The sequence below is a fragment of the Aporhodopirellula sallentina SM41 genome, from assembly GCF_000346505.1.
Taxonomy (GTDB): Bacteria; Planctomycetota; Planctomycetia; order Pirellulales; family Pirellulaceae; genus Rhodopirellula; species Rhodopirellula sallentina.
The window spans coordinates 19,840-30,364 of the sequence record NZ_ANOH01000257.1; the positions used below are offsets into that span (position 1 = coordinate 19,840).

Sequence of the window (10,525 nt, forward strand, 5' to 3'; positions counted from 1 at the left end):
CAAGAGGTCGATGCACACGATGGGGGGGAAGATCGATATCGATCCAATTCAAAATGCAGGGATGCAACGATGACGCTCGCGTCTGAAACCAACCGCACAACACCGGACCGCACCGGTGCGAAGAAACCACGTTCTAGCCGAAGCCAGCTTTCGGACGCGCTACCTCCGACGCTACTGCGCCTGCCCGACCTCGATCCGGTGGACGTTTCGCAGGATGACGTCGATCCGCACGCAATCGATCCGCAAGAAGTCGCCACCGACGCAGCCACAGCGGGCGATCACCCGGCGAGCGATCAAGCGGCACCCGCGAGTGCCTCGGCTTCCCAAACGACAGACGAAGCCTGTCACGCCAAAACAGACACCGCTCCTGCCAGCTCGGTTCACACAACAGGCCGCCCGCACGACCAATCCGCAACCGAAACGCGGCCCAACGCGCCCGCGGTTGCTGCGAATGCCAACGTTGACGCGAATGCCAACATCGCGGAGAACGTCGGGACCGCCCACAACGCCGAACCTTCGCCTGCCGAGACGTTGACCTCGTTCGGAATGCTGCCAAACACGCAGGCATCCGCCGAGAGCGACCAGCATGGCCACCTTCCACCGGCGCCGCAGTCAGTTGACGACGGACCGTCTCACCTAGCTCATACTTCTCACCCAGCCCACGCTGCGACGGCGCAGGTTCCGCCCACTCAGACTGCGGCGACGATTCCGTTTGCGACGCCTCCATCGCAGGTAGAGCCGACTCGCGAAGAGAACCTTCGTGATGACGACCCCCGTGAAGGCGACTCGCGCGAGTCGTCGTTGTTGGAAGCGATGGCATCGCGGAAGGCGTTGCTGGTCGTCCTTCTGCTCATCGCCGGACTCGCGATTTTCATGCCTCGCGGCAGTGAGAACGATGGCGTCGACTCGCTCGTTGCAGAATCCGATGTCGCTCCCGGCGAACAAGCCCCCGTGTCTTCGATTGCCTCTTCCGACGTTTCGTCAGACGCAATCTCCGACGCGATGATCGCCAACGACGCATGGTCCTCGCCTCAAACAGCCACCCCGGCTTCGCCACCGATGGCAACCACTCATCTGACCAGCCCGCTGGCGTCGCAGATGATCCAACAGCCACCATCGGATCCAAATAACTTCTCACCAAACAACGGATCGAACAACGGATCATTGCCGCCTGCCCACGATCCCGGGTACACCTCGACGGCGAGCGTTTCGCAGTCAAACGTGCCACCGTTCCCGGGGCATATTGACCATGCATCGACCGGGTCACCGATGCCTCCTCATTTCGACACGGCCTCCATCGGACAGCCGTCCGAACCGGCAATGGGCGTCGATCCTGTCTCGCAAACGCCGGCTCACCGGTCGACCAACACACCTGAGTTCGACCCTGACCGATTGGACGCGTTGTCGGCGAGCCTTGCCGCCGCCGCCAACGAAGAGATCCGTCGAATGGATGCCGCCCGAGTCGCTGCGGTGACACAGCCCGCACCATCTGCCGCGCAGCCGACCATGTCACAACCAGGTGGCTCGCCCGCCGTCGCTTCAGAACCAGTCGTTGCACCGAAACCTGAACTCCAACAAAGCCGCACGCCACAGGCGATCACCGACTGGAAGCAATACCTTCCGCCAATCGGTTCGGCGTCCTTCGATCAGCCGACCCCGGCAACGCCTGTTTCGGACACCAACGCGTCGACGGGAGCACGGACAACCAATTTGCCTGACGAGCCGGACTTCGGTTTCGCTCTGCCTGGTGGAACCGCGGCCGACGGTTCGGCAGGAACCAACAATCGTTCGACTTCCACCGGCAACACGACTTCGCCGACCGCCCCGGAAGCTCGCGTTGCCATGCCTGCGGGCGGATACAGCGGTTTCGGCGGCCTTCGCTGAAACGAATAAATCATTTTGAATCCGAGCACGGACGCACCTCCGATCGCTCAATCATCGTCATCGCTTTTTCGTTTGAGACCCATCATGCCCCTCGCCAATGATCCTACCCGTGCAACGGGCGTTGAACCGATGTCAACTGAAACCGCCACCGCCGAACACCCACAATCTTTGCGAGAACGAATCGGCCGTGAAAACATGACGCAGTCGAGCGTCCTGGCTTCACATCGGCTCGACGAAGCCTTGTTGCGACTCGACCGGGCTGCCGGACGTGTGCGTGGCAACGAGTTCGAACCGACCTCCGCACGACCGTCCCAGGACGTCGCCTACGCAAACCGGGCCGCGATGTCGGACGAATCAATCTCGAACAGCCCGGCGACGGGACACGATCCGGCCGCGGACCACGCTCACTTCGAACCGAGCTACCACACTCCGCAGCGGCCGCGACGTTCCGGGCTCGAGTTCGACCACTCGGTTTCTCAGTCGAGCATGATGTGGTTGGAGAACGAGGACACCGGCGAGCAACTCCGACTCGACGCGGCACAGCAGCCCGCACCGGCACCTCATTTCGCCCCGCGCAGCAAGCCAGCTCCACCGGCTCATCAGCGGCACGAGCAAACGGTGCTTCCGCCCGAGCAGGCTCCACAGCAAATTGCCGAGCCCAAAGACGCGACCGAGCCTGCGAAAACCACCGGCAACACCGAGTCACGGATTTCCGCCGGCGCTCTCGAAGCGATGTTTGCCGAACCGATCGACGTGATGATCCTGTCGACAACGGCTCGCATCCCCGAGACACGCGCCGATGCGAAAACCGAAGAACCAACCGGTGCACCGGAACAACGCTCCGCTTCTGCGGAAGCCGATCCAGCGACACCGGCTCGCCAAGAAGAACCGGCCGTTGCCACTCAGCCGCCTGTCGTTGAGCCAACCGCCGCAGTCCCTCCGGCCGTCAATTCTGCGATAGCCATCGAACCTGCCCCGGCCATCGAAAAGGCTCCCGTTGCAGAAACAGTGCTACCGTCGGTCGAAACGCCTGAGCAACCACAGAAAGAAGCTCAACCGGAACCAGCACCCGCGCCTGCCACAGAACCCGCGTCTGCCACAGAACCAACGCCTGTCCCAGTCGCCCAAGCCGTTTCTGAACCTGCCGTCGAAACGTCCCCCGAACCCGCTATCGAGCCGGTCGCTGAAACGGTCACCGAGCCGCAACCCGAACCGGTTGTCGAAGAAGCACCGCTGGTCGAGTTCACCGCCGCGTGGCAGGTCGACGAGTTCGTGGTTCCATCGACCATTGATGAATTGTTTTTGTCTGGATCGATCGCTGAGAAATTGGCGGCTCGTTTGGCGAGTGCCCGCGAACAAGGGCTCCGGACGATTTCGATCACCAGCACCAAACCCGGGGAAGGTCGCTCGACGGTCGCCATCGGTTTGGCTCTCAGTGTTGCGTTTTCCGGTCTGCGTGTGGCACTCGTCGACGCCGATCGCGAAGGGGTGAAGATCGCCTCTGACTTGCACCTCGATCTCGATCACAGTTGGACCGATGCGATCCGCGGGAACACCGCCTTGGAAGAGGTAGCGGTTTCCTCCGACGCCGACGCGATGACGCTCTTGCCACTGCTCGAACGCAACGGAGATGCGCCGTTCCAATCAGAGGAACTGCGTGAAATGCTCGCGACGCTGCGAAAGTCATTTGACATGGTGATCGTTGATTGCGGTCCCTCGTCGATCGCCGATTCGGTGCTCTGCGACACCTCGTTGATCGTTCGCGATATGCAACGCACCAAAGCACTCGAAGTCGAAACGCTCGCCCTGTCGCTCCGGCGAAACGGAATCAGCGGCGTCGGCGTGATCGAGAACTTTTGCTGAAGATTCTAACCGCCGACTGAGAATCGCCCGCCAACGTAACCGCAGCACGCTGACATCCTGCGGCCACGACGTAATGCCGGCACGTCGCGAGACCGTGTTGCCGGGAAAACGGCGACTTTCGCGTCTCGCTTCCCGAACAACGTGTCGTTATCCTGGGCGGCATGGAAGTTTCTCAACAATTGACCGATCGCTTGCTGCGATGGGTTCACGCGGCGGAATACCGCCCCAGCAAACCAAAACAAATCGCCACCCATTTGAAGCTCGACAGCGATGAATATCGCGAGTTACGTCGAGTCATCAAACAGCTCGTCCTGGAAGGGCGACTCGTCTACGGCGGCAATCATCTCGTCATGGCGGCGGCCGCATTCGGCGGAAACCCCGACAGCATTCGCGGCAAGTTTCGCCGTGCCATGGGCGGCGGATTCGGCTTCGTTCGCCCGTCGAGTGGCGGAACGGATGCCGACGGTGACGTCCCCGAAGACGTCTTTGTCCCCCCCGGTGCCACCGGTGGCGCGATGGAAGGCGACCTCGTCGAAGTCGAAATCAGCCCCGGACGTCGTGGCGGAGTTGAAGGCGTCGTCGTGGCCGTCGTGCAGCGGGAACGCCGTCAGTTCACCGGAACCTTCCGGTCCAAACCGATGCCCCCGGAGGATGACGAACGCGGCCAAACGGCGGTAATCGATGGCCCGGTCGTTTACCTCGATGGCGTCCACTTCAACGCCCCGGTCAGCGTCGGTGATGTTCGCGGTTTGCCGCTGTCGGATGACGACAAGGTCTTTGTCGAAATTGTCGATTTCCCCGACGACGATGGCGGTGGCGGAGAAGCGGTCATTCTCGAACGACTCGGCAGCAACAAGAACCCGGCGATCGACACCCTGACGATCATGCGTCAGTACGGGCTGCCCGACGAGTTTCCGGCCGCGGTCTTGGACGAGGCTCGACAGCGTGCCGACGAGTTCGACGAAGACAATCCGCCGGCCGATCGCACGGACCTGACCGACCTGCTGACGATCACCATCGATCCGTTTGATGCACGCGATTTTGACGACGCGATCTCGCTCGGACGTGAGGACGGCCGTTGGCGGTTGTGGGTCCACATTGCCGACGTCAGTCACTTTGTTCATGTCGGTGGGGCGATCGACGTCGAGGCAAGAAAAAGGGCCACCAGTGTTTATTTGCCCGATCGAGTGATTCCGATGATTCCCGAAATCATCAGCAACCACCTCGCATCGTTGCAACCCGAACGCCGACGCCTGGTTAAAACGGTAGAGATCGAATTCACCGACGAACTCACCATCACGCACACCGAGACGCACAACGCGGTTATTCGCAGCGATCGGCGATTCAACTACGAACAGATCGACCAATATTTGGCGTCGCCTGAGACCTTCCGCTCGGAATGGGGTGCCGAGATTTGCGACCTGATCGACAACATGCACACCCTCGCGATGAAGATGCGCAAAAAACGCTTCCGCGACGGTTCGCTGTCGATGGACATGCCCGATATCAAACTCGATCTCGATCGCCTCGGCAAAGTCAAAGGCGCATACTTGGTGGAGCACACCGAGAGTCATCAGATCATCGAAGAGTTCATGTTGGCCGGCAACCAAGCCGTCGCGTACTGGCTCGACCATCTCGATCTGAACTTCCTGCACCGGATCCACGCGCCACCGGAACGTAGGAAACTGCGCAGCCTAACGTCGTTCGTCAAAGATTTAGGGCTCGGAATCGATCACGTCGAGAGCCGCTTTGAAATCCAAGCCGTGCTGGACAAAGTCGCCGGCACACCGATGGAGGACGCCGTTAATTTCGCAGTCCTCAAGAGCATGAACAAAGCGGTTTACGGCCCACATCGCGAAGGCCACTACGCTCTCGACATGGAGCACTACTGCCACTTCACCAGCCCCATCCGCCGCTACCCCGACCTCAGCGTGCATCGGTTGGTTCAAAAGCTACTCGACAAGAAATCAACTCCCGATGATTCGTTCGCGGAGTTGGTCAAACTGGGGCACGAATGCAGTGACGCCGAACGAAACGCGGCGGCGGCCGAGCGGGAATTGATCCAGCTCAAACTGCTGCACTTCCTCAAAAAGAAAATCGGCGAAACCCTCGAGGCCGTCGTCAGCCGGGTATTCGCCGACGGGCTGAACGCTCGCTGTGTGAAATTGCCCGTCGACGGCTTCGTCCCCGTGACGACTTTGCCGAGCGACCAATACCGTTTCGAGCGACGCGGTCAGATGCTGGTCGGACACAAAGAAGGCAACCAATTTCGGCTCGGCGATCAATTAGTCGTCCGAATCGACAAGGTCGACCTGCAAGACCGGCAGCTCTATCTCAAGGTGGTAAAAAACCTTACCGCGGGCAAAGGTCCCTCGCGAGCGCCGAAGCCCGCCGGAAAAAGCAAGTCGTTGTACAAATCGAAAAGAAAATCGGAGCGCAGGGAGAAAAAGAAAAAGCGGCGACGGTGACAAACAGTCTCAGATTAAAGTCTTGTGAACACCCCTTGCTCGATAATATAATAGGGGACGTCTGTCACCCCTCATCAGAGCGTACCGTCGATGTCGCGTTCTTCTCTCGATTTCGATTCGATCCCGTGTGGCGCTATCGAACCGGCGAGAGCAAGCCTTTCCGAGTCCCCTTTGAATACCGTTCTTCCTATTGCAATTTTTGCTTGTCGAAGACAGTCCGACCGCGCGATTCCATGCGAAGGTCTGTTTGAAGAAAGGACTCAGCGGGGAATACTCACTCTACGAAGCAGACAGTTTATCGGCGGCAATGGTCGTGCTTTCCGAGGTTTCGGTCGACGTCGTCTTGCTCGATCTGAACCTTCCCGACAGCCACGGACTCGACACGTTCCGCAAACTCGCTCAGGCGAGTAGAAACGCGGCGATCGTCATCATCAGCGGTGACACCGACGAACGTACCGCCGTCAGCGCGGTGCGACTCGGAGCTCAAGATTACATCGTCAAAGGTGACGAGTTCACGCCCGAGTTGCTCGGACGAACAGTGCACTTTGCGGTCGAACGCAACGCTCGTCACTTGCTCGAAAAAGAACTCGCCAGCGTTCGGCATGACCTCGAACTTGCCGACATGATTCAACAGCGTCTCTACCCGCACAACGAGTCGCAGTTCCCCAACGTCAGCCTCGCCGGTCGCTGTTCATCGGCAACCCAGAACGGAGGTGATTTCTACGACTACATCACGCGACGGGACGGATCGCTGATGGTGGTCATTGGCGATGTCAGCGGGCACGGGATCGGGCCGGCGATGATGATGGTCGAATCACGCGCGTTCGTCCGCGCTCTCGCGTCAACGCAGATGTCGCTCGGAGAAATCATCACTCAGGTGAACCAACTGCTGTCCGACGACATGCAGCAACAATTGTTTGTGACCCTTTTTGTCGCGAGCTTCAGTGCGTCGGGACGACAACTGTCGTTCTGCAGCGCCGGACACCCCGGTTACCTCGTCAAAAACGATGGCCGAGTCTTGCAACTGCAAGGAGAGAACCCGCCCCTGGGAGTCAACCCGAAAGAATGCTTCGTCGAAAACGGCGTGCCCGAATTCGAACAGGGAGATTTACTCGCCCTGTTTACCGACGGGATATCCGAGGCGACCTGTGACCATCAAGACTTCCTCGGTGACCGAAGGGTTGTCGAAGAGGTGGTCACGGGCAGAACGCTGCCCGCCAATCGCATCCTCGATTCCGTTTTCACGCTCGCTCAAAATTTCAACGGCGACGCCATCCAACACGACGACCGGACCGCCGTGATCGTCAAAACGCAACCATCCGGACAGTGACGCGGCCGGCAACAAAGGCTCCACAACACCCGTCGAAATGCAGCAGCTAAGCTACCCAGCCCCCCTCGACGCTCTCATCCACGCGGTTATCGGTTCGCTGAATCCCCACGCACCGACTCCCGGTCCCAGATCAACATGGACGTCGATCCCCCCGATCGCGTAAAAACATCGTCATCGTTTTGGTGACGGTTTGGGATACGTGAAAAATACACTCGCGAGAGCACGCTATGGACTGGCGAAAGAATCCGATTTGGTTGGTGGGAATCGTGATTTTCACCGTCGCGGGATGCTCTCGGGCTCCCGAATCGATGGCGGAAAACGGCGCGGCGGTGCCGGAAATTGCACTCCCGGACGAGTTTTCCAGACCGCACGCGATGCCTGAGGCCAAATCCGCTCTTGCTCCCCCTCGCCCGCCCGCCGATCCAGGAGTCGAGAAGGAGCCTAGCCCGGTCTCAGCCGAAATAACGCTCCCTCCGGACATCGCCGAAGCGGCACCGGCCATTCCCAACCCCACGCCAAAGCCCTCGGGCGTTTCGATCTCGCTATCCGATTCGCCTGCCGCATCCGATTCGTCCGCGATATCCCGATCGTCCGCATTCGGGGGCCGCAATGCATCGGGTCAAAACAAAAAATACACTCTCGGAAAACAGTCCGCCAAGTCACCGAGCCACATCTCAACTCCGACGTCGCCCACTAAGTCCAAACCATCGTGGTCGTTTTCGACCCGTGGGGGCTCCGGTTCATCCTGGTCTGCCGGCGGGACACCGGCAGCAGCCTCAGCAAGCACAGACGATGCGGCCGCCCATGTCGCAGCATCCGATGATCAACTCACGTTCGACACGAGGCTTTCTGAAGAAGCCGAAATCGAGGAAGTTGCCGTCGAAGAGGTTGCGGCGAACACCGCGACTGAAGAGCTCGCTCGAAGCGAATCGGCGATTCCGAACGAGCCCGATCCTCTCACAAGCGACACGATCGCGAGCGGCTCAAACTCGACACAGGACTCGGACGCAGACTCGCCATATCGTAGCGTTGATGTGCTCTACGCGACCGACCGGCTACGAGACACACACACACTATCCGCCTACCAACTCAGCGGACAACGACAACTCATCAGCCTACTGGGGATGGGGGTCGCGGCGACCTGTTTACTCTCGTTACTCGCGTTGTTGTTTCGCCGAACGACGACCGCGAAACTGTGTGGCGTCTTGACGGTTGCCTGTTGCTCCGGAGCTGCATTTGTGTTCTTCACCGGTGGGGCGACGATCGAAAAAACGGGAGTGACCTATACCGGTGATCGGGGAAAATTGACACGCGGCGTTTGCCGAGTCACCGTCCCCAAATCGCACACGCCCGGAACAGTCGAAAGACCGAGTTTGCTCAAATTCGAAGTGTCCGAGGACCAAGCCAAACACATCGTCCTGACGAGCGTGGATGAACTGCCCGTCGACGCATTTGAACAGCGTTTAAAAACGGAAATCGCCGAAGCGGACCAACCGGACTTGCTCGTTTTCATTCACGGTTACAACGTTGACTTCGAGTCCGCGGTTCTGCGAACGGCGCAGATCGCGGTCGACCTGCCGTTCGAAGGAGTGCCGGTTTGCTACAGTTGGCCGAGCCAAGGGACGTTGATCGGTTATCCCGTCGACGAAAACAATGCCGCGTGGACCGTGGGACACCTCAAGGAGTTCCTGAACGAATTGGTGGATCGTAGTGGGGCGAAATCGATTCACGTCGTCGCCCACAGCATGGGCAATCGTGCAATGACCGCCGCGATGCAGCAGATGGCGTTGGCCCGCCAAGGCAGCGAACCGATTTTCGACCGCGTCGTTCTCGCGGCCCCCGATGTGGACGCCGATTTGTTTCGCAAAGACCTCGCGGGTGCTCTTACTCAGATCGCTGAGCAGGTCACGCTGTACGCCTCGTCAGACGACCAAGCCCTGGTCGCCTCCAAAGCCGTCCACGGTTATCCGCGTGCGGGAGAGACAGGAGAGTTTTTGGTGGTCGTTCCCGGTGTCGATACGATCGACGTCTCGGGCATCGACCTCAGTTTGCTCGGCCACAGCTACTACGGCGACAGCGAGGCGATTTTGCGAGATTTATACGAAGTACTCCTGTCGCGTCTGCCGGCCTACAAACGCAGTTCGTTGATCTCGCGTGCTTACGAATCACAGGTCTATTGGCAACTCGCCCACGGCGGTGCGATCGCGGCGAGCCCGCAGCGTTAACGCGTTGATTCACGGCGACGAGAATTTGTCGCGAGTTGGAAATATTCAAAAGACATCCCGCTCAGTGGCGAACCTTTCGGGCACTTGCCCCGTCTGTTAAGATGGTATGTGCTGACGTGGCGTTTGAGCAGCAACTCGCTGTTTGATCAAAACAAAGCACACGAAAACGAAATCGGCCGTCAAAGCCGACTCGTTTTTCCCCAAGCACCGGGGGCGACTTGGAATCGACCGGATGTCAAGAAGCGAATGCCTGCGTGTCGTGGTTGATCAGAAGGCCACGTAAAAATCTGATCAAAAATTTTAGTTGCAGAAGAAAACTTTGCACTCGCCGCCTAAGTACAGGTAGCGCGGACTGAGGGGGATCGCCGGAGTCGCCCGAATGTCCGTCACAATTCCGGATCGCTTATCGTCCTACTCGAGACGCGATAAGTTAAATTTGATTCGAGTTAGCCGATCGGGGAGCCTGTCAGGTAGCGCCTCGTGACGCGAATAGGGATCCTCGAGTTCCCACAAATAGCTTGACTACACATGTAGACGGCATCGTGGATGCATCGCGGGACGGGAGTTCAATCCTCCCCGCCTCCACTTCCAAGCCGGGTTGCGAGCAATCGCAGCCCGGCTTTTTTTGTGCCCATCGCGATTGAGCCGTACATCACCGTTCGCTCTCCCAAGGGCCGCGCAATGTAAGCCGGATCAGGGAGCCCCGCGACGCAGCTCCGGCAACCACACGACACGTTTCGCCGGAACATCGCTAT

Annotated in this window: 5 protein-coding genes and 1 other RNA gene; all 6 read left to right on the top strand. The window is 59.3% G+C overall.

Going from position 1 to position 10,525, the window contains the following annotated elements; all coding sequences use genetic code 11:
- Nucleotides 1–69 precede the first annotated feature (69 nt).
- The 6 genes from RSSM_RS17110 (at nucleotide 70) to ssrA (ending at nucleotide 10,358) form a co-directional block, all read left to right on the top strand.
- Entirely contained in the window at nucleotides 70–1,884 is a 1,815-nt protein-coding gene (locus tag RSSM_RS17110; protein WP_008681382.1) for a hypothetical protein, read from the top strand.
- Between the two features lie 129 nt (nucleotides 1,885–2,013).
- Nucleotides 2,014–3,747 carry a tyrosine-protein kinase family protein gene (locus RSSM_RS17115; RefSeq protein ID WP_008681383.1) on the top strand — a complete coding sequence of 578 codons (1,734 nt, stop codon included), beginning with the start codon at nucleotides 2,014–2,016 and terminating at the stop codon, nucleotides 3,745–3,747.
- 161 nt (nucleotides 3,748–3,908) lie between these two features.
- Nucleotides 3,909–6,215, top strand: coding sequence for a ribonuclease R family protein (locus RSSM_RS17120; RefSeq protein WP_008681384.1), 2,307 nt, complete (start codon nucleotides 3,909–3,911; stop codon nucleotides 6,213–6,215).
- Between the two features lie 190 nt (nucleotides 6,216–6,405).
- A complete protein-coding gene (locus RSSM_RS17125) occupies nucleotides 6,406–7,545 on the top strand; it encodes a PP2C family protein-serine/threonine phosphatase (protein WP_008681386.1) in 1,140 nt (379 codons plus the stop codon).
- 227 nt (nucleotides 7,546–7,772) lie between these two features.
- Nucleotides 7,773–9,770, top strand: a complete 1,998-nt coding sequence (locus RSSM_RS17130; RefSeq protein ID WP_008681390.1) for an alpha/beta hydrolase — start codon at nucleotides 7,773–7,775, stop codon at nucleotides 9,768–9,770.
- Between the two features lie 209 nt (nucleotides 9,771–9,979).
- Nucleotides 9,980–10,358, top strand: a transfer-messenger RNA (tmRNA) gene (gene ssrA, locus RSSM_RS32140).
- The last annotated feature ends 167 nt before the right edge of the window (nucleotides 10,359–10,525 follow it).